The sequence below is a fragment of the Streptomyces hokutonensis genome, from assembly GCF_042751305.1.
In the GTDB taxonomy this organism is placed as follows: domain Bacteria; phylum Actinomycetota; class Actinomycetes; order Streptomycetales; family Streptomycetaceae; genus Streptomyces; species Streptomyces hokutonensis_A.
Map to the genome: position 1 here is coordinate 100,993 of NZ_JBHYWD010000021.1, position 21,674 is coordinate 122,666.

Sequence of the window (21,674 nt, forward strand, 5' to 3'; positions counted from 1 at the left end):
ACCGTCCCGCTCCGGATGTCCTCCCAGGCTCCCTGCAAGGCCTGTTCGGGCACCGGCGCGCCCCTGCGGCTCCCTCTCGGCCGGCGCGTGGGGACGGTGGGGGTGGGTGGGCCCTCACCGTTGGTGAGGGCTTGCGCCGTTGGTTCTAGTTGGCCAGGGCTGCTTGGTGGGCGGCTTGGACCAGGCGGGTGTTCTCTGGGGCCGGGCCGCCCTGGAGGGTGAAGCGGCGGCGGGTGTAGCCGTAGGTCAGGCCTGTGCGGGGGTCGGCGAAGGCCTGGGAGCCGCCGGCGCCGCTGTGGCCGATCGTGCCGGCGCTCAGGAACGGGTACCAGGTGCTCGCGGTCGCCTGGAAACCCAGGCCGTACGCCCGGTGCGTGCCGGTGATCAGGTCGTGGCCGACGGAGTGGAGCTGGCCGAACTCCGCTACCGTGTCCGGCTTCAGGAGTGGGGCCCGGTCCTCGACCACGCTGATCGCCGCCGCGTAGAGGCCGGCCAGGCCGCGTGCCGATGCCACTCCGCCGACCGATGCGGGGCCCTTGGCGCGGATCGTCGTCTCGTTCGGGAGCGATACGAGATCGGTGGGCTGGGCCGCGTGTTCGTTGAAGGCGATGCCGGCGAGGCTGTGGCGGCTGTCCGGTTCGGTGGCGTGCAGCACCTGTTCTTCGGGGGAGAGGGGGTGCGGCCGGGTGGTGCGGAAGCGTGGCTCCTGGGCGGTGGGGAGGCCCAGGTAGAAGTCCAGGGCGTAGGGGGCGCGGACTCTTTCCTCGTACACGTCCTGGAGTGAGCGGCCTGTGGCTCGTCTTACGATCTCGCCGGTCAACGCGCCGATGACCAGGGCGTGATAGCCGAAGGCCGTGCCGGGGCGCCAGAACGGGCGCTGGTCGGCGAGGCGTTCGGCGACCGCGCGGTCGTCGGCGAGTTCGGCGAGGGTGAAGCCGGTGTCCGTGCCGATCAGGCCCGCCCGGTGCGCGAGCAACTCGCGTAGAGTCAGCGCGCCTTTGCCCTCGGATGCGAACTCCGGCCAGTAGTAGGTGACTTTGCGGTCCAGCTCGAGGGTGCCGTCCTGGACCAGCAGGGCCACCACGAGGTGGGCCGCGCCCTTGGTGGACGAGAACACGCCGTAGAGGGAGTTGCCGGTGGTGTCGGGCGGTCCGGCCCACAGGTCCACTACCTGGCGGCCGTGTACGTATGCGCACAACTGGCCCTCGTAGTCCGCGCGCTCCGTCGACACGAACGCGGCGAACTCCTCCCGGACCGTCTCGAAGCCGTCGGCTACGGTGCCGTGGATCTCCTGGGTCATCCGCTCTCCTCAACTGATCCGCTGCTCGCGTGTGCCATGGTGAACAACGCCTGTCCGACCTGCGGGAGTTCCCCCTCGGACCTCCTCCTGGTTCCAGAGATCGGTACGGCGAGCGACACCCGTTCGACTCAATGGGCCAGGGAAGACGCAGCGAAGACGCAGGGGGATGCGGGGAAGGTGTTGGTGTCGTCGATACCCGGATGTCGCATTCAGGGGGGTGGGGAGTGGGCATGCTGAGCACAGGTACCGGGCAGTGGTCGGCGGGCGCACGGTGAGGAGTTCCCATGGCGACTATTCCTTCGCTCCCCAGCAGGGACGAGGTGTTGCGCATGGCACGCAGCACCACCGACATCACCGGGCAGCTCCTGGACACCGCCGGGAACATCACCCGGATCGCCATCAACACCCTTGATCCACGGGATGGTTCGGGTGCCGAGGCGCTGCGGGTGCTGCGGGAGACCACGGCGGAACTGGCCGAGGCGAGTGCTTCGCCGCAGGCCCAGGAGGCGTTCTATCGGATCGTGGACACACTGACGCGGCTCGGTACGACCGGTGCGCCGCTGGCCGTGCATCCGGTGAGTCAGCCGGCGCAGGTGTTGTTGGGTGTGCTCGGGGACAGCCTGTTGCCCGTGCTCGACGCGGTGGAGCCGGCGGTCGAGGAGTTCGCCGCGGCACTCGGCGATCTGGTCGAGGCGGCCTCCCCGTTGCTGCCAGCGGCGGCGGGCGTGGCGGCCGGCCTACTGCTCGCCCTCACCCCGCTGCTCCGCGCGGCGGCCGACGCCCTGGCCGACTCCTCCCCCGAACTCCGGCGCATCGCCGAGGCGTTGACGGCGGCGCTGGCTCCCCTGCTGCCCCCGCAGGTGGCCCTCGCACAACGCGCGGCCACTGCGGGCGCGAAGGTCCTCCGCGCCACCCTCCCACCCCTCGCCGACCTCACGGAGGCCGCGGCGACGACCACGAAGACGGCCGTGCCGGTGGTGGTCGCGGGTGAGGAGCTGTTCGTTGCTGCCTTGGAGCGGGTCCAGCCGCTTCTGCTGGCCGCCGCCTTCCGCGCGGGGCGGGTGGCCCGGGCGACTGCGGTCCGGGTGACCGCCGCGGTGTCGCCTGCGGCGGACCAGGGGGTCGTGGTGGCGGTGTCGACCGCCTAGGGCAGGGCTGAGGCCCCTGTTCCACCCGTCCGGCGTCGACGCTGAGTAAGGTTCTCCCCATGCATGATCTTGGGGCGGGATTCGGCTATCTCCTGAAGGGCCAGCGCTGGGTGGCCCGGCACGGGCGGCAGTACGGGTTCGGGCTGGTTCCCGGGCTGATCACGCTGGTTCTCTATGTCGCGGTGCTTGTCGCGCTCGCGGTGTGGGGCGGGGACTTCGTCGGCTGGGCGACGCCGTTCGCGGACGACTGGTCGAGCCCGTGGCAGGGGCTTTTCCGCGGCTTCCTCACCGTCGTGCTGTTCGTACTCGCCCTGCTGCTCTCGGTGTTGACCTTCACTGCGGTCACCCTGCTGATAGGGCAGCCCTTCTACGAGACCCTCTCCGAGAAGGTCGACCGGGACCTCTCGCCCGACGGCACCGCCCCCGAGTCGGGCCTCCCGCTCTGGCGCGAACTGTGGGTCTCGGCCCGTGACAGCCTCCGGATTCTGGTCCGCGCGCTGGTGTGGGGCGTTCTGCTCTTCGCGCTGGGGTTCCTGCCCTTCGTCGGGCAGACCGTCGTCCCGGTGATCGGTTTCTTCGTCACCGGGTTCTTCCTCACCGAGGAACTCACCGCCGTCGCCCTGCAGCGCCGGGGCGTCGACCTCCGCGCCCGCCTCACCCTCCTCCGCTCCCGCAAGCCCCTGATCTGGGGCTTCGGCACCCCCCTCGGCCTCGCCTTCCTGGTCCCGTTCGTCGCCGTCTTCCTGATGCCGGGTGCGGTGGCGGGGGCGACGATGATGGCGCGGGACCTGCTGGACGAGGAGACCGAGGGGGAGGACGCGGAGAGCGGGCCCGAGTCAGTCGACGGCTGACACGTTCATCGCCGCCGTCACCATCGCCCTGACCTGCGCGATGATGTCCAACCGGTTCTGTATGAAGTCAGGGTCGGTGATCGTCCCGGTTGTCGGGTTCGTGTTGCCCGTTCCGAACTGCAGTACCGGCGTGTGGATGTGTCCGCCCGGCAGCGAGTCGTGCAGCCCGAGCCGGTCCCGGAGCAGGGTCGCGCGGTAGGCGATCTCGTTGGAGAGGTAGTTGCCGCCGCCACCGGAACGCGCCGTGGAGCCGGGGGTCGGGCCGTCCGGCTGCACGACGGGAGTCGTCCCGCCCGCCGGGATCTCGGTGACCTCGGTGTGGTCGTAGACGGGGAAACGCCCGGTGTTCGCGGCCACGATCGCCTTGTACGGCAGGGTCGTCGACGTCCACTGGGGCTGCGAGGCCGGGTCGGTGACCGGGATGGTCTCCGTGCGCGAGATGGTGTCGTTGTCCGGATAGCCGCCCCGCCAGGCCCCGTTGGTCCGCTCGACGTCGAAACGGCCCACCCGGCCCTGGCTCACCGTCGTGAACAGATCCACCTTCGGGAGATACGGCCGTAGCGTCCGCTCCACGGTTCCCTCGGCGAAGTCGGCCCAGCGCACGGGGAACATGGCCGTCTCGATGCGCGCCGGGCCGTCCGCTGTCCGGATCACCGTGCCGTCCAGCGCGAGCGCGGTGGCCCCGGACGGGTTGGAGATCCTGATGTCCGCGTCCAGCGTGAACGGGTCGAAGCCGGTCACCAGGATCCGCTTCAGCCCCTTGTCGCGGGCCGGGTAGCGGATGCTGGTCTGTCCGCGTGACGTCTGCTCCAACTGGCGGAGGAGTGCGGTCCGTTGGGCGCTGCTGATCTCGAACTCCGGTGCCCAGGTGCGTACTTCCCTGGTCATGCCCAACCGCGCCCAGTACAGCGGCCGGTCGTCGTCCCGGCTGAGGTCCCCGCCGGCCGGTCCTCGTCCCTGCGCGCGGTCGACTGCCCGCCGCCACAGGGCGGTTCCCTCGCGTACGACGATGCGGCGGGCCTGCGCGTAGGTGTGCGCCCTTTCGAGGGCCTGGGTGAACTCCGGTGCCACGGTGTCGAATCCGGAGTGTTCGAGGATCTCCTGGGGGACCGCCCTGTCGAGCCGTTGTTCCTCGACGGTCGGGGGAAGTGTGGTGTCGGCCGCCGCCGTTCCGGTGCTGGGGGCGGAGAAACCGGCCAGCAGGGCCAGCCCGAGGACGCCTGTCCGAACTCGTATGACATTCAAAGTGGTTGAGGCCTTCCGTCGCAGTGGGGTGCGGTGCCGGACGGCCGCAGTATCGCGTGACGGGAGTGGTCTACGCCACGGGTGCGGCGGACGATCCGATCCGCGCCGCCTCCTCGGTCAGCACCCCGAGGAACGCCCTCGTCGCCGGGGGCAGTGACCGGCCGCGCATCGTCGCCGCGTACACCGCCCGGGCCGGTGTCCCCTCGTCCAGCACCGGCAGCAGTGCGACGTCCGGTCGTACGGAGTCGGCGGCGAGCGCCGGGACCAGGGTCACGCCCAGGCCCGCGGCGACGTAGCCCTCCTTGGCCGTCCACTCGCCGACGACGTGCGCGACGCGCGGCCGGAAGCCCTCGCGCAGGGCCGCTTCGAGGAGGGTGCCCTCGGGGCGGGGAGTGCCGGATATCCAGTCGGCGTCGGCGAGTTGGGCCAGCCGGACCGGCCCCTGGCCCGCGAGAGGGTGACCGGCCGGTACGGCGACGTACAGCGACTCGTCGAGGAGGTGGTGGAGTTCGTACGCGTCGAGCGGTGCTCGTCCGGTGGTGGAGACGATCGCCAGGTGCAGGTGACCGGACGCCAGTCGGTCCAGGAGGCGGGGCGTGAGGCCCTCCTCGCGGGACAGCCGGATGCCCGGGTGGCGGTGGCGGAAGGCGGCGAGGGTGCGGGGGACCAGCGCCGAGTCGGCCGTGGGGAACGCGCCGAACTGTACGTGCCCGTACGTGAGTTCGCGCAGTGCCGCCAGCTCGCGCCTGGCCCCGTGCAGCGATTCCGTGACGGCCTCCGCATGCGGCACGAGAACCCGGCCGGCCTCCGTGAGCCGTACGCCCCTCGGCAGGCGGTCGAACAACTGGGCTCCGTCCAGGGCCGATTCGAGCGAGGAGATCTGGCGTGACACCGCCGACTGGGTCCAGCCGAGTGTTCGCGCGGCCCCCGTGAACGAACCGTGCCGGGCCACCTCCAGGAACACCCGCAGCCACACGGTGGAGAGATCCGGGCCGTCATCATGCGAGATGGGCATGCCGGCCATGCTAGACATTCGCTTGTCGCACCGCGGCGCCGGACCTAGCGTCGACGCCATGCGCATCACCCTGGACAACCCCTCCTCCGCACCCCAGCCCCTGAGCCCCTACTACTCCCAGGTCGCCCGCGTCGAACACGCCGACGGGAGCGCCCTGTTGTACCTCTCCGGCCAGATCGCGGAGGGCGCGACGCTCGCCGAGCAGAGCCGGGGCGTCTTCGAGACCATCGCCGCTCTCCTCAAGGCGCACGGCGCGACCCTCGCGGACGTCGTCAACATCCGCACCTACCTGACCGACATCACCGCGCTCGCCGAATACGGCGCCGTACGACGGGAGTTCCTCACCGGGACCCCGCCCACCAGCATGACCTTCGAGGTGTCGCGGCTGTTCCGGCCGGAGGCGCTGGTCGAGGTGGAAGTCGTGGCCGCCGTACCCGGGACGGAGTGATCCGTTCCGGGGGATACTGCCGCTCATGACGGCAGTGAAGACCGCGAAGGCGGCGAACCTCGGTGTGCTCTTCGCCATCGAGCTCGGCGCCCTTGTCGCCGTCGCCTACTGGGGGTTCACCCGGGATCTCGCCACCCCGCTGACCTGGCTGCTCGGTCTCGGCGCGCCCGTTGTGCTCGCCGTGCTGTGGGGGCTGTGCGGCTCGCCCAAGGCCAAGTACAAGACGCGCGGCGCCGGTCGGGTCGTCTTCGAGGTGGTGTGGTTCGGTGCGGGTGTTGCCGCTCTGGTCCTTGCCGGGGCCTACGACTGGGCGCTTGTCTTCGGCCTCGTGTGCGCGGTGAGCAAGACGCTCGCCGTCATCTGGCGTCAGGTGTAGGGGAGTTGGGCGACTTCACGTCTCTCCCAGCAAGGCAAGGAAGTCGCGGAACGCCCCGGGCATGTCCACCGACTCCGGGTCCAGCAGCCACTGGTACTGCAGGCCGTCCATCACCGCGACCAGGAGCGGGGCCGTGCGCTCGGGGGTGAGGCCGTTCGGCAACCGGTCGCCGTACTCGGCGCGCAGCACCCCCGCCATGCTCGCCCGCACCCGGGCGTACCGCGCGGTGAAGTAGTCGCGCGCCGGATGCCCCTCCGTGACGCTCTCGCCGAGGAGCGCGGAGAAGGTCTGGATGATCGCCGGCCGCATCGCGTTGTACTCGACGAGGGATGCCAGCAGGTCGATCCGCCAGCGGCTGTCCGGGACCGCGTCCCACTGGTCCCGTTCCTCCAGGACGGCGACCAGCAGCGCGTCCTTCGTGGGGAAGTAGTGCAGCAGGCCCTGCTGGGTCAGTCCGACCCGCTCCGCCACCGCCGCCAGGCTCGCGCCCCGGTAGCCGCGCTCGGCGATCACCTCCAGCGCGGCCCGCACGATCTCGGCGCGCCGCTCCGCACTTTTGGCCCTGGCGTTCATGGCGTCACCGTACGACATTCACCGAAGGTGAATATAACGGCAAGGTTACGAAACCTACCGATCTACAGGTAACCCATGCACGATGGAGGGACAGGGCACAGCGCACAGGACGGACTCAACGAGGAGGCGCCTCGGTGGCGGAAACCCATGAGACCCACGAGACCCATGAAGCGCGTGAAGCAGTCGTCGAAGCGGCCCTCGGCGCACTCGACCTCGATGCCAAGACCCGGCTGCTGGCCGGTCAGGACATGTGGTCGCTGCCCGCGCTCCCGGAGATCGGCTTGACCTCGCTGGTGATGTCCGACGGGCCGATCGGCGTCCGAGGGCGGCACTGGACCGCCGACGACCCCTCCGTCGCACTGCCGTCCCCGACCGCCCTCGCCGCCGCCTGGGACCCCGAACTCGCCCGCCGCGCCGGTGTGCTGCTCGCCCAGGAGGCCCGCCGCAAGGGCGTCCACGTGCTGCTCGCTCCGACCGTCAATCTCCATCGCTCCCCGCTCGGCGGGCGGCACTTCGAGGCCTACAGCGAGGACCCGTACCTCACCGGGCGGATCGGCGCCGGATATGTGAGCGGCGTGCAGGAGGGCGGCGTCGGCACCACCGTCAAGCACTTCGTCGCCAACGACGCCGAGACCGAACGCTTCACCGTCGACAATCTGATCTCCCGACGCGCGCTGCGCGAGCTGTACTTGACCCCCTTCGAGCTCATCGTCGAACAGGCCCGCCCCTGGGGCGTCATGACCGCCTACAACACGGTCAACGGCACGACGATGACCGAACACCACCACCTCGTGAACGAGATCCTGCGCGGCGAATGGGGCTTCGACGGCTTCAACGTCTCCGACTGGACCGCCGCCCGCTCCACCGTCGGCGCCATCGAGGGCGGCCTCGACGTCGCCATGCCCGGCCCGAAGACCGTCTACGGCGAGGCCCTCGCGCAGGCCGTGCGCGCCGGTGAGGTCGCCGAGGCCACGGTCGACGCGGCCGTACGGAACGTGCTGCGGCTCGCCGCCCGCGTCGGCATCCTGGCCGGCGCCGAACCCGTCGTCCCGGAGGCCGAACTCCCGGCCCCCGTCGACGGAGAAGCCCTCGCCCGCGAGATCGCCCGCCGCTCCTTCGTCCTTGTGCGGAATGAGGACAACTCCCTGCCGCTGAAGCCGAATACGACCGTCGCGCTCATCGGCGCCGCCGCCCGCGACGCCCGCGTCCTCGGCGGCGGCTCCGCCACCGTCTTCCCGGCCCGGATCGTCTCCCCGCTCGACGGCCTCGCCGCCGCCCTCCCCGAAGGCGCCTTGAGCTACGCCGTCGGCGCCGACCCGAACACCGAACTCGCCGTCGCGGAGCAGGGGTTCACACTGCGCGCGATCTGCCGGGACGCGGCGGGCCAGGTCATCGCGACCGTCCCCCTGCCCAACGGGCAGATCAAATGGGTGGGTTCGGACCTTCCCGACGGTGTCACCCACGACACCCTCCACACCGTCGAACTCACCGGCACCTTCACCCCGCGCGCCACCGGACAACACACCTTCGGCATCACGGGAATCGGCGCGTTCACCCTCACCGTCGACGGCACGACGTACTACGACGACGTCCAACGCCCGGCCAAGGACGACCCGTTCATCTCCTTCTTCGGCGCCCCCGAACCCCGGGCCCTCGTCGCACTCACCGCCGACGCCCCCGTCGACGTCTCCCTCACCTACACCGTCGCCCGCCCCGTCGGCATCCCGCTCCGTGTCGTCGGCTTCGCGCTCGCCCACCAGGAACCGCAGCGCGACCCCGACGAACTGATCGCCGAGGCCGTCGAGTCGGCCCGCGCCGCCGACACCGCCGTCGTCGTGGTCGCCACCACCGAGCGCGTGGAGTCGGAGGGCTACGACCGCACCGACCTCCGACTCCCCGGCCGCCAGGACGACTTGGTGCACGCCGTCGCCGCCGCCAACCCGAACACCGTCGTGATCGTCAACTCCGGCTCCCCGGTCGAACTGCCCTGGCGCGAGGAGGTCGCCGCCGTCCTGCTCGGCTGGTTCCCCGGCCAGGAGGCCGGCGCCGCCCTCGCCGACGTCCTCACCGGCACCCACGAACCCGGCGGCCGGCTCCCCACCACCTGGGGGTCGCTGGCCGATGCCCCGGTCAGCCAGGTCGTCCCCGTCGACGGTGAACTCCCTTACACCGAGGGCGTGTTCATCGGCTACCGCGCCTGGGAGAAGGCGGGCCGCACCCCGTCGTACCCCTTCGGACACGGCCTCGGCTACACCGGCTGGACCTACGACGACATCAAGGCCGACAGTTCGTCCGTCACCGTCCGCGTCACCAACGCCGGTGCCCGGCACGGGCGTGAGGTCGTCCAGGTCTATCTGGCCCCGACCGAGCCCGACCCCGAGCGTCCGGCCCACTGGCTGGCGGGATTCGCCGGGGTCGAGGCCGGGCCCGGCGAGAGCGTCGAGGTGCGGGTCGAACTCCCGCGCCGATCTTTCGAGATCTGGGATGAGACGGCGAACGGGTGGGCAGTTGTAAAGGGTTCGTACGAGATCCAGGCGGGCCGCTCGATCACGGACCGCAGGCTCGCCACGACGATTAACGTCTGACCCGGGACCCGTCTCCCCACAGACAGCCCCGGTCCGGGACCTGACCCCTGGACCGGGGCTCATTTCATGCCCGGGGCGCTGCGTCAGCGGGTCGAGAAGGCGTACACCGTCGCCGAGCTGTAGACCTCGCCCGGGCGCAGTTCCGTGCTCGGGAACTCGGGGCGGTTCGGGGAGTCGGGGAAGTGCTGGGTCTCCAGGGCGATTCCGGCGCCCGGGGCGAACGGGTCGGCCAGGTAGTCGCCGGTGTAGAGCTGGATGCCGGGTTCAGTCGTGGCGATCGTCAGGACCCGGCCGGACGCCGGGTCGTGCAGCTCGGCGATCTCGACGGGGGCCGGGGTCAGGCCCTTGTCGAGCACGAAGTTGTGGTCGTAACCGGTGCCGACCTTCCGCGACTCGCGGAAGTCGAAGCGGGTGCCCGACACGTCGTCCAGTGAACCGGTGGGAATCAGGTCCGCGTCCACGGGCGTGAACCGCGAGGCGGCGAGCCGGAGTTCGTGACCGCCCGGGTTTCCGCTGCCGCTCAGGTCGAAGTAGCCGTGGTTCGTGAGGTTCACGACGGTCGGCGCGTCCGTCGTCGCCTGGTAGGCGATGCGCAGCGCGCCCGACTCGTCCAGCGTGTACGTCGCCGAGACGTCCAGGCGCCCGGGGAAGCCCTCCTCGCCGTGCCCGCTGACCCGGCTCAGCCGCAGCCCGTGCTCGACCGGCTCGACGTCCCACACCCGCTTGTCGAAGCCGCGCTCGCCACCGTGCAGGGAGTTGGGCGCGTTGTTCTGCGCGAGAGAGTAGGTCACGCCCTCCAGCGGGAAACGGCCGCCCGCGATCCGGTTCGCGTACCGGCCGACCAGCGCGCCGAGATAGGGCTCCGGGTGGGCGAGATAGCCGTCCAGATCGGCGAACCCGAGCACCACGTCCGCCGCGTGGCCCGCCCGGTCCGGCACCTCCACCGACTGCACGATCCCGCCGTACGACAGCACCCGAACCCGTACGCCCGCCCGCTCCAGGGTCCAGCGGTGCACGGGGGTGCCGTCGGGCAGGGTGCCGAAAAGTTCGCTCATGAGGGAAACCCTAGGTCACGGGTTCGCTTGCGGTGACGTGCCGGTACGCGATCTCGGCGAGCCGCGCCTGGCCGTTCGTACTCGGGTGGAACCAGTCCCAGTGGCTCAACTGGTCCGTGCCGAAGCGGTAGTCGTAGACCGCGCCCCCGTCGAAACGGCAGCGCACATCCGTCGCGCACACCTGCTCCAGGACCTTGTTGTACTCCTTCACCCGGTCCTGCACCGTGTCGCGCCGCTCGGTGGCCGCCGAGTCCAGGGAGTCCGCGTCGGCCAGCATCGAGGGACAGATGCCCAGCTTCCACACCGCCTTGCCCATCGGGTTCGTCCGCCCCTGCGACCAGAGGCGCTTGAGGTTCGGCACGCTCGCGACATAGACCTGTGTCTTCGGCAGTGCCCGGCGCAGGGACTTCAGGGAGGTCTCGAACTCGGTGCGGAAGTCGGCGACCGAGGTCATCGCCGAGGTGGAGGCCCGGCAGGCGTCGTTGGCGCCCACCATCACCGTGACCAACTGCGGCTTGCGGGCGACCGCCTGGGTGATCTGGGCGGGCAGGTCGGCCATCCGCGCGCCGGTCTCCGCGTAGTTCCAACTCCGCTCGGCCGCCCCGGTCCTCCCCAGCAGCCGTACGGCGAGACTGTCGACCGAGGCTTCGGAGCCCGTCGCCCAGGACACCTCGGGGCAGTCCGACAGGACCGTACAGGCGTCGAAACCACGGGTGATGGAGTCGCCGACCGCCGCGACCGAGGACGGGCTGCGGTCCCAGACCGGGGTCGGGGAGGGCTTCGCCTTGGCCGCCGTACCGCTCTTGCTGTGGGTGCCGGAGGACGCGCCGCCGCCCGAGTCGCAGCCGGCCGCGCCCAGCACGGCCGCTGTCATGAGGGCGAGCGCGGCCCGTGAACGAGTACGTCGCATGCGCATGTTGAGACCCATCCCCTCCATAACGGTCTCAACCCATAACAACGCGCCAGGGTTCCCGTTGCGGCCCGATGCAACGGCTCACCCCCGTACAAGCGTCCCCCCGGGTGAATGGCAGGGTTTCCTGGCACCGGGAGGGACGGTACGTCACACTCCGCGCGTCGCCGCACGGTAGCCTCGCCCTCAACGTGGCTGCCCCGCCGCCGCCGTTTGCCAGTCAGTAAGATGCCCCGCTCTGTCCGGAGGTCCCGGTGACGACACGTGGAGTTCTGTACGTGCACTCCGCGCCGCGCGCGCTGTGCCCGCACGTCGAGTGGGCCGTCGCCGGGGTGCTCGGCACACGCGTCAGCCTCGACTGGATCCGGCAGCCCGCCGCGCCCGGAACGTGGCGCTCCGAATTCTCCTGGCAGGCGGAGGCGGGAACGGCGTCCAAGCTGGCGTCGGCCCTCCGCGGCTGGCACCTCCTCCGCTTCGAGGTCACCGCCGAACCCTGCCCCACCGCCGAGGGCGAGCGCTACAGCTGCACCCCCGACCTCGGCATCTTCCACGCCGTCACCGGCATCCACGGCGACATCCTCATCCCCGAGGACCGCCTCCGCGCCGCCCTGACGAGATCCCAACAGGGCGAGACCAACCTGGAAGCCGACATCGCCAAACTCCTCGGCAAGCCGTGGGACGACGAGTTGGAACCGTTCAGGTACGCGGGTGAGGGTGCGCCGGTGCGCTGGCTGCACCAGGTGGTCTGACGTTCCGTTCCGTACACGCTGAGGGCCCCCACCGTCCGGTGGGGGCCCTCAGCGTCGTACAGGAAGTTCTCAGACCGTACGGAACGCCAGCACCACGTTGTGCCCACCGAACCCGAACGAGTCGTTCAGGGCGGCGATACGGCCCTCCACCGGCAGCTTGCGGGCCTCGCCGCGGACGACGTCCGCGTTGGCCTCCGCCTCCGGGTCGAGGTTCTCGACGTTGATGGTCGGCGGGGCGATGCGGTTGTAGAGCGCGAGGACGGTCGCGACCGACTCGACGCCGCCCGCGCCACCCAGCAGGTGACCGGTCATCGACTTGGTCGCCGAGACCGCCATGTGGTCGGCGTCGTCGCCGAACACCTTGCGCAGCGCCTTCAGTTCGGCCACGTCACCGGCCGGCGTCGAGGTCGCGTGCGCGTTCACGTGCACGATCTCCGCCGCGTCCAGGTCGGTGTTGTCGAGCAGGTTCCGCAGGGCCTGCGAGATACCGCGGCCCTCCGGCTCCGGCTGCACGATGTCGTGGCCGTCGGCCGAGATGCCCTGCCCGACCGCCTCCGCGTACACCCGGGCACCGCGCTTGGCGGCGTGCTCGGCGGACTCCAGGACCAGGACACCGGCGCCCTCGCCGAGGACGAAGCCGTCCCGGGCGGTGTCGTAGGGACGCGAGGCGCCCTGCGGGTCGTCGTTGTTCTTGGACATCGCCATCATGTTGCCGAACGCGGCGATGGGAAGGGGGTGGATGGCCGCCTCCGTGCCACCCGCGACGACGACGTCGGCGCGGCCGGTGCGGATCATCTCGATGGCGTAGCCGATGGCCTCGGCGCCGGACGCGCACGCGGAGACCGGGGTGTGCACGCCCGCGCGGGCGCCCACGAGCAGACCCACGTTGGCGGACGGGCCGTTCGGCATCAGCATGGGGACGGTGTGCGGGGAGACGCGGCGGACGCCCTTCTCCTTGAGCACGTCGTACTGGTCGAGGAGCGTCGTCACACCGCCGATGCCGGAGGCGATGACGGTGCCCAGGCGGTCGGGGTCGACGGCCGCGTCCTCGCCGGCCTTGTCGGTGAAGCCGGCGTCGGCCCACGCCTCCTTGGCCGCGATCAGCGCGAACTGCGCCGAGCGGTCGAGGCGTCGGGCCTGCGGACGCGGGATCACCTCGGAGGGGTCCACGGCGGCGGGCGCGGCGATACGGACCGCCTGCTCGGCGGCCCACTCCTGCTCCAGGGCCTTCACACCGGACTTGCCGGCGATCAGACCCTCCCAGGTCGAGGCTGCGTCGCCACCCAGCGGTGTGGTTGCGCCGATACCGGTGACGACCACGGTGCGATTGGTCGGGCTCACGGGAATTCTCTCTCCAACGGTACGAGGATTAAGCGGCGCCACCGCCGGGTGGCGGGGCCATGCAGCCGGGCCTAGGGGGTGGCTCGGGCCTGGTGGTGGTCCGGGCCTGGGAAGTGGCTCAGCCCTGGTTCTTGAGGATGTAGTCGGTCGCGTCGCCGACCGTCTTGAGGTTCTTGACGTCCTCGTCGGGGATCTTGACGTCGAAGCGCTCTTCGGCGGCGACGACGACCTCGACCATGGACAGCGAGTCGACGTCCAGGTCGTCGGTGAAGGACTTGTCCAGCTGGACGTCCTCAACCGGGATGCCGGCGATCTCGTTCACGATGTCGGCGAGACCGGCGACGATCTCTTCCTGAGTGGCGGCCATGTCAGGCGCTCCTTCTTTGTGATCCAGAGGGTGTGGCAGTGCTTTCCGAAGCCGGATCCGATGATGATCCGGCACGGAGTGCCTAGGGGAGGGTAACGACCGTCGCGGCGTACACAAGACCCGCCCCGAAGCCGATGACGAGCGCGGTGTCGCCGCTCTTCGCCTCGCCGGTCGCCAGAAGCCGCTCCATAGCGAGCGGAATCGAGGCGGCCGAGGTGTTGCCGGTGGTGCGTACGTCACGCGCGACCGTGACGTGCTCCGGCAGTTTCAGCGTCTTCACCATCGAGTCGATGATCCGCTCGTTGGCCTGGTGGGGAATGAAGACATCCAGGTCGTCCGGGGCGATCCCGGCCGCGTCCAGCGCCTGCTGGGCGACCTTCGCCATCTCGAACACGGCCCAGCGGAACACCGCCTGGCCCTCCTGCGTGATCGCAGGGAACTTGCCCGTGGAGTCGTACTCGTTCCACGGCACGGTCTGCTTGATGGTGTCGGACTTGTCGCCCTCCGAACCCCACACGGTCGGGCCCATCGCCGGCTCCTTGGAGGGGCCGACCACGACCGCGCCCGCGCCGTCGCCGAACAGGAAGGCCGTCGCGCGGTCCTCCAGGTCGGTCAGGTCGGACAGCCGCTCCACGCCGATGACGAGGACGTACTCCGCGCTGCCCTCGACGACCATGCCCTTGGCGAGGGTCAGGCCGTAGCCGAAGCCCGCGCAGCCCGCCGAGATGTCGAACGCGGCGGCCTTGTTCGTGCCCAGCTTGTCGGCGATCTCCGTCGCCACGGCCGGGGTCTGCTTGAAGTGCGAGACCGTCGACACGATCACGCCGCCGATCTGCTCGGCGGAGATCCCCGCGTCGGCGATCGCCTTGCCGGACGCCTCGATGGACATCGCGGCGACGGTCTCCTCGTCGTTCGCCCAGTGCCGGGTCTCGATACCGGAACGCGAGCGGATCCACTCGTCGGACGAGTCGATCGTCTCCAGGATCACCTCGTTCGGCACGACCCGGACCGGACGGTAGCCGCCCACACCGAGGATGCGCGCGTACGGTGCGCCCTTGCTCGGCTTGATCTTCGTCGACATGTTCGTACGGCTCCTTCGTCAGGCGTTGGCGTGCTCGGAGATGAGCTCGCGGGCCGCGTCGAGGTCGTCGGGGGTCTTCAGGGCCAGCGTCTTGACGCCGGGCAGGGCGCGCTTGGCGAGGCCGGTCAGGGTGCCGCCGGGGCACACCTCAAGGAGCGCGGTGACGCCGAGCTCCTTGAAGGTCTCCATGCACAGGTCCCAGCGGACCGGGTTGGCGACCTGGCCGACGAGACGGTCCAGCACCTCGGCACCGGTGGCGACCGCCTTGCCGTCCTTGTTCGAGATGTACGTCAACTTCGGGTCGGCGGGCGTCAGTTCACGCGCGGCCTCGGCGAGCGCGTCGACCGCCGGGCCCATGTGCTCGGTGTGGAACGCGCCGGCCACCTTCAGCGCCACGACCCGGCGCACGCCCTCGGGCTTGTCGGCCTCCAGGGCGGCGAGCTGCTCCAGCGTGCCGGCGGCCACGATCTGGCCCGCGCTGTTCACGTTGGCCGGGGTCAGGCCCAGCTTCCTCAGGTGCGGGATCGTCGTGTCCGGATCGCCGCCGAGCAGCGCCGACATCCCGGTCGCGGTGATCGCGGCGGCCTCGGCCATCGCCAGACCACGCCTGCGTACGAGGGTCAGGGCGGCCGTGTCGTCGAGGACACCGGCGAAGACGGCGGCGGTGATCTCGCCGACGCTGTGACCGGCGACGGCACCCGGGGACACCTCGCCGAGCGCGGTGGCGGAGACCAGTCCGGCGGCGACCAGCAGCGGCTGGGCGACGGCGGTGTCACGGATCTCGTCCGCGTCGGCCTTCGTGCCGTAGTGCACCAGATCGAGGTCGACGGCGGCCGAGAGGGCACGCAGACGGTCCTCGACACCGGGGAGGTCGAGCCAGGGGGTCAGGAAGCCGGGCGTCTGGGCGCCCTGGCCGGGAGCGACGAGTACGAGCACTCTCACACTCTCTCTTGGGGACGGGCACGGCCGCCCGTGGGGACAGGGACGAAGAACACGAGGGGGTTTTGTGGGGCCCCGACAAAAACCTAGGTCTGGAGATCTCCATCGGCCAGACGCCCCAGGATCAGCGCGATCCGCAGCGTGAACGCGGACCGTACATCGGACGGCGACCAGCCGGTGACGTCAGTCACACGTCGAAGCCGGTAGCGCACGGTGTTGGGATGGACGAACAGCATGCGTGCCGCACCTTCGAGACTACTCGCCTGCTCCAGATAGACGCTGAGCGTCTCCAGGAGCGCGGACCCGGCCTCCTCCAGTGGTCTGTAGATCTCCTCCACCAACTGGTCACGCGCACTGGGGTCACCCGCCATCGCGCGTTCCGGAAGCAGGTCGTCCGCCAGCACCGGGCGCGGTGCGTCCTGCCAGGCGGAGCAGGCCTTGAGCCCCGCCGCGGCGGCCTGCGCGGACCGGGTCGCGGCGAGGAGATCGGGCACGATGGGGCCCGCGACCACGGGTCCGGCCGCGTAGGGGCCGATCAGCGACTTGGCGACCGCGAGGGGGTTGTCGCTGCCGCCCGCGATGACCACGAGCCGGTCGCCGAGCACCCCGGTCAGCACCTGGAGCTTGGCGTGCCGGGCGGCGCGGCGGATCGCCTCCACGGTCAGCTCGCTGTCGCCGTCGGGCGCGGTACCGAGGACCACGCACACATGCTCGGGCGAGTTCCACCCGAGCGCGGCGGCCCGGGAGACGGCTCCTTCGTCGGCCTCCCCGCTCAGCACGGCGTTCACGACCAGGGACTCCAGCCGCGCGTCCCACGCACCGCGCGCCTCGGCGGCCTGCGCGTACACCTGCGCGGTCGCGAAGGCGATCTCACGGGCGTACACCAGCAGCGCCTCGCGGAGGATGGATTCGTCGCCGGGTGCCGCCACCTCGTCGATGGCCGACTCCATGACCTCGATCGTCGTGCGCACCATCTCCACGGTCTGGCGGAGCGTGATCGCCCGGGTCAGCTCGCGCGGCGCCGTACCGAAGACGTCGGTGGAGATGGCCTGCGGCGCGTCGGGATGCCGGAACCACTCGGTGAACGCGGCGATACCGGCCTGCGCGACCAGCCCGATCCAGGAACGGTTCTCCGGGGGCATCGCCCGGTACCACGGCAGCGACTCGTCCATGCGCGCGATGGCCTGCGCGGCGAGACTCCCGGACGACTGCTCCAGCCGCTTGAGGGTTGCCGGGTGCGAGTGGGCGCGGGGGAGGGGGCCTGCGGGTTTGGTGGTTTCGGGTTCGGGCACGGAACAAGACTGCCTTATCCGGTGTGGCTTGGTTGCCTGCGGGGCCGGGAGGTGGGCCGGTGTTGGGTGGGCACCCGGTAGGTGGGCCGGTGCTGGATAGGCGCCGTGCGCGCACCTCTTTTGGTTCGGTCGCCTTCGGGGCGCCTGAAGCCGGTGTCGAGAGGCCCATCGTGCTCAGCCCTTCGGGCCTCCGCGCGCTGGGCCTCTCGACACCGGCGCGCCCCTGCGGCTCCCTCTCGGCCGGCGCGTGGGGACAGGGAGAGTGGGTGGGCCCTTGCCGTGGGCGGGACTACCGTGGTGGGTGTGATGGACGTATGGCGCTCCGCCGAGCGCTACCCCGGAGGGGACCCCGAAGCCGGTATCGAGTCATGGCATGCCTTCTCCTTCGGGCCGTACTACGACCCCGGCAATCTCCGGTTCGGTGCGGTCATCGCCTGCAACGAGGAGCGGCTGGCCCCGGGCGCCGGGTTCGGTGAACACCCGCACAGCCACACGGAGATCGTCACGTGGGTGGTGGAGGGGGAGCTCAGCCACCGTGACTCCACGGGGCAGCTGACACGGGTGCGGCCCGGTGACGTGCAGCGCCTCAGCTCGGCGGCCGGGGTGCGGCACGTCGAGCGCAACGACAGCGACTCACCCCTGACCTTCGTGCAGATGTGGCTCGCCCCGCTGGAGCCCGGTGGCGAACCGTCGTACGAGATCGTCCACGGCATCGCCGACTCGACTCCGTACGCGGTGCCGGAGGCGGGGGCGATGCTGCATGTGCGGCGGCTGGTCCCCGGCGAGCGGACGGCCGTACCGGACGCGGCGCATGTGTACGTTCATGTGGTGCGCGGTGAAGTGAGCCTGGGCGGCGAGATGTTGGGGCCCGGGGATGCCGCTCGGATCACGGACGCGCGGGATCTGGCAGCCCAGGCGGCCACCGGGGCCGAGTTGTTGATGTGGGAGATGCTCTAGAGCTCCGCGAGCACCGCGTCCGTGAACGGCGGCCACGCCTCCACCGCCCACGGCCCGAACGCCCGGTCCGTCAGTACCACGCAGGCCGCGCCCGCCGTCGGGTCCACCCACAGGAACGTGCCGGACTGGCCGAAGTGGCCGAAGGTGCGTGGGGAGGACGAACTGCCTGTCCAGTGCGGGGACTTGGAGTCGCGGATCTCGAAGCCGAGGCCCCAGTCGTTGGGGTTCTGGTGGCCGTAGCCCCGCAGGACGCCCTTGGTGCCGGGGTACTGGACCGTCATCGCCTCGGCGACCGTGCGGGGGTCGAGCAGGCGCGGGATCTGGACTTCGGCGGCGAAGAGGAGGAGGTCGGCGACGGTGGAGACCCCGTCCTTCGCCGGGGAACCCTCCAACGCGGTCGAGTTCATGCCCAGCGGCTCCAGCACCGCCTGGTGCAGGTACTCCGCGAACGGGATCTCCGTCGCCTTCGCGATGTGGTCGCCCAGCTGCTCGAAGCCCGCGTTCGAGTACAGGCGGCGCTCTCCGGGCGGGGCCGTCACGCGGTGTTCGTCGAAGGCCAGGCCCGAGGTGTGGGCGAGGAGGTGGCGGACGGTGGAGCCGGGCGGGCCCGCCGGTTCGTCCAGTTCGATCGCGCCCTCCTCGTACGCCACGAGGGCGGCGTAGGCCGCGAGCGGCTTGGTGACCGAGGCGAGCGGGAAGCGGTGGGTGGTCGGGCCGTGGGTTCCGAGGACGGTTCCGTCGGCTCGTACGACGCCCGCCGCCGCGGTCGGCACCGGCCAGTTCTCGATCAGCGCGAGGTTGTGCAAGGACATGGCCCTGAGCCTAAGCGCTCGGTCTCGGGCCTCCTGCCGATTTCTTACGGGTTCCGCTTGCTTCGAGTGCACTCCAAGGCCATAGCGTGGTGGCCATGACGGTGATGGAGACCACGGGTACCAGGACCGACAGCTGCGGAGGCCCGCCGCAGGCCGAGCGGCGTCCCGACGGCGCGGACAGCTACACCATCAGCGAGGTCGTCGCCTTCACCGGGCTGACGGCACACACCCTGCGCTGGTACGAGCGCATCGGGCTGATGCAGCACATCGACCGCTCGCACACCGGCCAGCGCCGCTACAGCAACCGCGACCTCGACTGGCTCGACCTCGTCGGCAAGCTCCGCCTGACCGGCATGCCGGTCGCCGACATGGTCCGCTACGCCGAGCTCGTGCGCGAGGGCGACCACACCTACGGCGACCGCTTCGAACTCCTCGAGGCCACCCGCCGGGACGTCCTGGCCAGGATCGCCGAACTCCACGACACCCTCGCCGTACTCGACCGGAAGATCGCCTTCTACGGCGAGGCCCACGCCTACGAGAAGGAGAAGGCAGGATGACCGACACCACGATCCCGACCGCACGGCTCGGCGCGGCCGGCCCCGAGGTCGGCGTTCAGGGCCTCGGCTGCATGGGCATGAGCTTCGCCTACGGTCCCCCCGACGCGAAGGAGTCGCTGGCCACCCTGGACCGGGCGCTGGAGCTCGGCGTGACCTTCTACGACACGGCGGACGTGTACGGCGCGGGGGAGAACGAGCGGTTCCTCTCGCCGTTCTTCAAGGCGCACCGCGACGAGGTCGTCGTCGCCACCAAGTTCGCCATGTCGATCCCGCCCGGCGAGCCCAGCCGGCGGGTCATCCGCAACGACCGGGGCTACATCCGCCAGGCCGTCGAGGCCAGCCTGCAACGCCTCGGCATCGATGTCATCGACCTCTACTACATGCACCGCCGCGACCCGGCCGTCCCCATCGAGGACACCGTCGGCGCGATGGCGGAGCTGGTACGCGAGGGCAAGGTCAGGCACCTCGGGCTGAGCGAGGTCACGGGAGCGGAGCTGCGCGCCGCGCACACCGTGCACCCGATCGCCGCCGTGCAGTCGGAGTGGTCGCTGTTCAGCCGGGACGTCGAGATCAGCCTGGTCGGGGCGGCCGTCGAGCTCGGCTCGGCCGTCGTGCCGTACTCGCCGCTCGGCCGCGGCTTCCTCACCGGCTCCTTCGCCAACGCCGAACAGGACCTGACGGAGGGCGACTTCCGCCGTTCGCAGCCCCGCTTCACCGGCGAGAACGCGGCGGCCAACGCGGCCCTCCTGGACCCCATCCGCACGGTCGCCGACGCCCACGACGCCTCCCTCGGCCAGATCGCCCTGGCCTGGGTACAGCAGCGGGCCCAGGTCCACGGCCTTCCCGTGATCCCGATCCCCGGCACGACCAAGCGCAGGCGGGTGGAGGAGAACACGGCGGCGACGCGGATCGTTCTGACCGACGACGAGCTGAGCCTGCTGGAGCCGATCGCGGGCAAGGTGGCGGGGGACCGCTACGCCGACATGACCTTCGCTTCCACGAGCAGGGAGTAGGGGTTCCTACAGTTCCGCGAGGAGTTCCGCCTTCTTCACGGTGAACTCCTCGTCCGTGACCAGCCCCGCCGCATGCAACTCCCCAAGATGCCGGATCCGTTCGGCAATATCGGCGGGGTCGCGACGCGCGGCCGGTATCACCGCCGTAGGCCGGGCCGACCGCACCGCGGCGAGGACCGCTGCCGCGAACGGCAGTGACTCGTGCACCGGCCCGTATCCCAGGCCGAACACCACGGCCGCCGGATCCTGATCCACCGGCACCTGCGGCGCGGCACCCCGCAGCAGTCGTAGATGACCCTCGAAGACCTCGGGGGAGCGCCACTCGACCCCGTTGAGGTCGGCGACCGGGAAGGTCTGGTCGCCGGCCTTCCACTTGGCCGACGACGCGCCGGTCCAGAACCAGCGGAAGGAGACCGTCTTGCCGTCGAAGGTCGCCTTTCCGTCGTACGCCTTGAAGCGCAGCGGTACTTCGGGGGCGGCCACCAGGAAGCGTTCGGCGGGGCCGCGGTCGCTCTTCAGCTGTGCGCGCAGCTCGTCGGCGTAGTACTCGGCGAGGGTCTCGCGTTCGGCGGGCAGGGCCAGTTGGTAGGGGTCGCCGCCCTCCTTGAGCTGGCCGGCCGCCGCCTCCATGAGGGGGTCGGCGCCGGGGCGCGGTACGAGGCGCAGGACGACGGTGCCGCGTCTGCCGGGGGCGAGTGTCACGGTGTCGATCGCGTCGAAGGGGATCAGGCGTTCACCGAGTGTCTGGAAGAGCTTGGGTGTCCGAATGCCTCGCTCGTAGCGGATACGCACGAAGTCGGACTCGAACTCCCAAGCGGCATGAAATCCGGCCAGTACGTCACCCATGCGGCTCATCGTAGGCGGCACACGTCCTCCGTCCCATCCCCGCGCAGACCGCAGTTCCTGCTGTTTCTACGCGCGTCCGGCCGCCGGGGCGTCGGAAAGACCCTGTCGGCAGGTGTCGGTGTCGTGGGGGGGGGGGGCGCGGGGCCGCGCCCCCCCCCCCCCCGCGGCGACAGCGCCACAAGCGCCCCCACACCCTCGACAAACTGTGTCTGGC

Annotated in this window: 22 protein-coding genes; 9 read left to right on the forward strand and 13 right to left on the reverse strand. The window is 70.8% G+C overall.

Going from position 1 to position 21,674, the window contains the following annotated elements:
- Positions 1–145 precede the first annotated feature (145 nt).
- Positions 146–1,300, reverse strand: coding sequence for a serine hydrolase domain-containing protein (locus tag ACFXC1_RS39030; RefSeq protein WP_381251966.1), 1,155 nt, complete (start codon positions 1,298–1,300; stop codon positions 146–148).
- Positions 1,301–1,584: 284 nt separating this feature from the next.
- On the opposite strand from ACFXC1_RS39030, the gene ACFXC1_RS39035 reads away from it, so the two are divergent.
- Positions 1,585–2,448, forward strand: a complete 864-nt coding sequence (locus ACFXC1_RS39035) for a hypothetical protein (RefSeq protein ID WP_381251968.1) — start codon at positions 1,585–1,587, stop codon at positions 2,446–2,448.
- A 59-nt stretch (positions 2,449–2,507) separates the two neighbouring features.
- Complete coding sequence (locus tag ACFXC1_RS39040; RefSeq protein WP_381251970.1) at positions 2,508–3,299, forward strand: EI24 domain-containing protein; 792 nt, start codon at positions 2,508–2,510, stop codon at positions 3,297–3,299.
- Here the strand turns inward: ACFXC1_RS39040 and ACFXC1_RS39045 are convergent.
- On the reverse strand, positions 3,285–4,544 hold the full coding sequence (locus ACFXC1_RS39045; RefSeq protein WP_381251972.1) for a pyroglutamyl-peptidase I: 1,260 nt from the start codon (positions 4,542–4,544) through the stop codon (positions 3,285–3,287). The genes ACFXC1_RS39040 and ACFXC1_RS39045 overlap by 15 nt on opposite strands.
- Positions 4,545–4,614: 70 nt before the next feature.
- A complete protein-coding gene (locus tag ACFXC1_RS39050; protein WP_381251974.1) occupies positions 4,615–5,568 on the reverse strand; it encodes a LysR family transcriptional regulator in 954 nt (317 codons plus the stop codon).
- Between the two features lie 49 nt (positions 5,569–5,617).
- Between ACFXC1_RS39050 and ACFXC1_RS39055 the strand changes: the two genes are divergently transcribed.
- Together ACFXC1_RS39055 and ACFXC1_RS39060 are read left to right on the forward strand one after the other, a co-directional pair.
- The gene (locus tag ACFXC1_RS39055; RefSeq protein ID WP_381251976.1) at positions 5,618–6,007 is read left to right on the forward strand and encodes a RidA family protein; all 390 of its coding nucleotides are present in this window, start codon (positions 5,618–5,620) and stop codon (positions 6,005–6,007) included.
- Positions 6,008–6,032: 25 nt separating this feature from the next.
- Positions 6,033–6,383, forward strand: coding sequence for a YrdB family protein (locus ACFXC1_RS39060; RefSeq protein ID WP_381251978.1), 351 nt, complete (start codon positions 6,033–6,035; stop codon positions 6,381–6,383).
- Between the two features lie 15 nt (positions 6,384–6,398).
- On the opposite strand, the gene ACFXC1_RS39065 is transcribed toward ACFXC1_RS39060, so the two are convergent.
- On the reverse strand, positions 6,399–6,974 hold the full coding sequence (locus ACFXC1_RS39065; RefSeq protein ID WP_381251979.1) for a TetR/AcrR family transcriptional regulator: 576 nt from the start codon (positions 6,972–6,974) through the stop codon (positions 6,399–6,401).
- 116 nt (positions 6,975–7,090) lie between these two features.
- On the opposite strand from ACFXC1_RS39065, the gene ACFXC1_RS39070 reads away from it, so the two are divergent.
- Positions 7,091–9,541: a beta-glucosidase family protein gene (locus ACFXC1_RS39070; protein WP_381251981.1), complete on the forward strand. Its 2,451-nt coding sequence runs from the start codon at positions 7,091–7,093 to the stop codon at positions 9,539–9,541.
- Between the two features lie 83 nt (positions 9,542–9,624).
- On the opposite strand, the gene ACFXC1_RS39075 is transcribed toward ACFXC1_RS39070, so the two are convergent.
- Both ACFXC1_RS39075 and ACFXC1_RS39080 read right to left on the reverse strand, forming a co-directional pair.
- Positions 9,625–10,596, reverse strand: coding sequence for an aldose epimerase family protein (locus tag ACFXC1_RS39075; protein ID WP_381251983.1), 972 nt, complete (start codon positions 10,594–10,596; stop codon positions 9,625–9,627).
- 10 nt (positions 10,597–10,606) lie between these two features.
- Positions 10,607–11,512 carry an SGNH/GDSL hydrolase family protein gene (locus tag ACFXC1_RS39080; protein ID WP_381251985.1) on the reverse strand — a complete coding sequence of 302 codons (906 nt, stop codon included), beginning with the start codon at positions 11,510–11,512 and terminating at the stop codon, positions 10,607–10,609.
- Between the two features lie 248 nt (positions 11,513–11,760).
- Between ACFXC1_RS39080 and ACFXC1_RS39085 the strand changes: the two genes are divergently transcribed.
- Positions 11,761–12,255 carry a DUF3145 domain-containing protein gene (locus ACFXC1_RS39085; protein WP_026178291.1) on the forward strand — a complete coding sequence of 165 codons (495 nt, stop codon included), beginning with the start codon at positions 11,761–11,763 and terminating at the stop codon, positions 12,253–12,255.
- A 69-nt stretch (positions 12,256–12,324) separates the two neighbouring features.
- On the opposite strand, the gene ACFXC1_RS39090 is transcribed toward ACFXC1_RS39085, so the two are convergent.
- The 5 genes from ACFXC1_RS39090 to fasR all read right to left on the reverse strand — a co-directional run bounded on the left by ACFXC1_RS39090 (position 12,325) and on the right by fasR (position 17,275).
- A complete protein-coding gene (locus ACFXC1_RS39090; protein ID WP_381251987.1) occupies positions 12,325–13,596 on the reverse strand; it encodes a beta-ketoacyl-[acyl-carrier-protein] synthase family protein in 1,272 nt (423 codons plus the stop codon).
- A gap of 118 nt (positions 13,597–13,714) precedes the next feature.
- Positions 13,715–13,963 carry an acyl carrier protein gene (locus ACFXC1_RS39095; protein WP_019067091.1) on the reverse strand — a complete coding sequence of 83 codons (249 nt, stop codon included), beginning with the start codon at positions 13,961–13,963 and terminating at the stop codon, positions 13,715–13,717.
- 82 nt (positions 13,964–14,045) lie between these two features.
- A complete protein-coding gene (locus ACFXC1_RS39100) occupies positions 14,046–15,044 on the reverse strand; it encodes a ketoacyl-ACP synthase III (protein WP_381251989.1) in 999 nt (332 codons plus the stop codon).
- Between the two features lie 18 nt (positions 15,045–15,062).
- On the reverse strand, positions 15,063–15,980 hold the full coding sequence (locus ACFXC1_RS39105) for an ACP S-malonyltransferase (protein WP_381251991.1): 918 nt from the start codon (positions 15,978–15,980) through the stop codon (positions 15,063–15,065).
- Positions 15,981–16,069: 89 nt separating this feature from the next.
- Positions 16,070–17,275, reverse strand: coding sequence for a fatty acid biosynthesis transcriptional regulator FasR (gene fasR / locus ACFXC1_RS39110; protein WP_200715292.1), 1,206 nt, complete (start codon positions 17,273–17,275; stop codon positions 16,070–16,072).
- Between the two features lie 306 nt (positions 17,276–17,581).
- On the opposite strand from fasR, the gene ACFXC1_RS39115 reads away from it, so the two are divergent.
- Positions 17,582–18,232, forward strand: a complete 651-nt coding sequence (locus ACFXC1_RS39115) for a pirin family protein (protein ID WP_381252083.1) — start codon at positions 17,582–17,584, stop codon at positions 18,230–18,232.
- Here ACFXC1_RS39115 and ACFXC1_RS39120 read toward each other — a convergent pair.
- The gene (locus tag ACFXC1_RS39120; RefSeq protein WP_381251993.1) at positions 18,229–19,044 is read right to left on the reverse strand and encodes a serine hydrolase domain-containing protein; all 816 of its coding nucleotides are present in this window, start codon (positions 19,042–19,044) and stop codon (positions 18,229–18,231) included. The genes ACFXC1_RS39115 and ACFXC1_RS39120 overlap by 4 nt on opposite strands.
- Before the next feature lie 95 nt (positions 19,045–19,139).
- Between ACFXC1_RS39120 and ACFXC1_RS39125 the strand changes: the two genes are divergently transcribed.
- Both ACFXC1_RS39125 and ACFXC1_RS39130 read left to right on the forward strand, forming a co-directional pair.
- A complete protein-coding gene (locus ACFXC1_RS39125; RefSeq protein WP_019067097.1) occupies positions 19,140–19,601 on the forward strand; it encodes a MerR family transcriptional regulator in 462 nt (153 codons plus the stop codon).
- Positions 19,598–20,614 carry an aldo/keto reductase gene (locus tag ACFXC1_RS39130; protein ID WP_381251995.1) on the forward strand — a complete coding sequence of 339 codons (1,017 nt, stop codon included), beginning with the start codon at positions 19,598–19,600 and terminating at the stop codon, positions 20,612–20,614. The genes ACFXC1_RS39125 and ACFXC1_RS39130 overlap by 4 nt, the downstream gene beginning before the upstream one ends.
- Positions 20,615–20,620: 6 nt before the next feature.
- On the opposite strand, the gene ACFXC1_RS39135 is transcribed toward ACFXC1_RS39130, so the two are convergent.
- Positions 20,621–21,469 carry a DUF4429 domain-containing protein gene (locus tag ACFXC1_RS39135; RefSeq protein ID WP_381251997.1) on the reverse strand — a complete coding sequence of 283 codons (849 nt, stop codon included), beginning with the start codon at positions 21,467–21,469 and terminating at the stop codon, positions 20,621–20,623.
- Positions 21,470–21,674: the final 205 nt, after the last annotated feature.

Excerpts from the sequence above, each read along its gene's own strand:
- ACFXC1_RS39100 (WP_381251989.1), bottom strand. The coding sequence starts at position 15,044 with ATGTCGACGAAGATCAAGCCGAGCAAGGGCGCACCGTACGCGCGCATC.
- ACFXC1_RS39075 (WP_381251983.1), bottom strand. The coding sequence starts at position 10,596 with ATGAGCGAACTTTTCGGCACCCTGCCCGACGGCACCCCCGTGCACCGC.
- ACFXC1_RS39060 (WP_381251978.1), top strand. The coding sequence starts at position 6,033 with ATGACGGCAGTGAAGACCGCGAAGGCGGCGAACCTCGGTGTGCTCTTC.
- ACFXC1_RS39050 (WP_381251974.1), bottom strand. The coding sequence starts at position 5,568 with ATGGCCGGCATGCCCATCTCGCATGATGACGGCCCGGATCTCTCCACC.
- ACFXC1_RS39135 (WP_381251997.1), bottom strand. The coding sequence starts at position 21,469 with ATGAGCCGCATGGGTGACGTACTGGCCGGATTTCATGCCGCTTGGGAG.
- ACFXC1_RS39030 (WP_381251966.1), bottom strand. The coding sequence starts at position 1,300 with ATGACCCAGGAGATCCACGGCACCGTAGCCGACGGCTTCGAGACGGTC.
- ACFXC1_RS39035 (WP_381251968.1), top strand. The coding sequence starts at position 1,585 with ATGGCGACTATTCCTTCGCTCCCCAGCAGGGACGAGGTGTTGCGCATG.
- ACFXC1_RS39080 (WP_381251985.1), bottom strand. The coding sequence starts at position 11,512 with ATGCGCATGCGACGTACTCGTTCACGGGCCGCGCTCGCCCTCATGACA.
- ACFXC1_RS39065 (WP_381251979.1), bottom strand. The coding sequence starts at position 6,974 with ATGTCGTACGGTGACGCCATGAACGCCAGGGCCAAAAGTGCGGAGCGG.
- ACFXC1_RS39115 (WP_381252083.1), top strand. The coding sequence starts at position 17,582 with ATGGACGTATGGCGCTCCGCCGAGCGCTACCCCGGAGGGGACCCCGAA.
- ACFXC1_RS39130 (WP_381251995.1), top strand. The coding sequence starts at position 19,598 with ATGACCGACACCACGATCCCGACCGCACGGCTCGGCGCGGCCGGCCCC.
- ACFXC1_RS39055 (WP_381251976.1), top strand. The coding sequence starts at position 5,618 with ATGCGCATCACCCTGGACAACCCCTCCTCCGCACCCCAGCCCCTGAGC.
- ACFXC1_RS39095 (WP_019067091.1), bottom strand. The coding sequence starts at position 13,963 with ATGGCCGCCACTCAGGAAGAGATCGTCGCCGGTCTCGCCGACATCGTG.
- ACFXC1_RS39125 (WP_019067097.1), top strand. The coding sequence starts at position 19,140 with ATGACGGTGATGGAGACCACGGGTACCAGGACCGACAGCTGCGGAGGC.
- ACFXC1_RS39120 (WP_381251993.1), bottom strand. The coding sequence starts at position 19,044 with ATGTCCTTGCACAACCTCGCGCTGATCGAGAACTGGCCGGTGCCGACC.
- ACFXC1_RS39040 (WP_381251970.1), top strand. The coding sequence starts at position 2,508 with ATGCATGATCTTGGGGCGGGATTCGGCTATCTCCTGAAGGGCCAGCGC.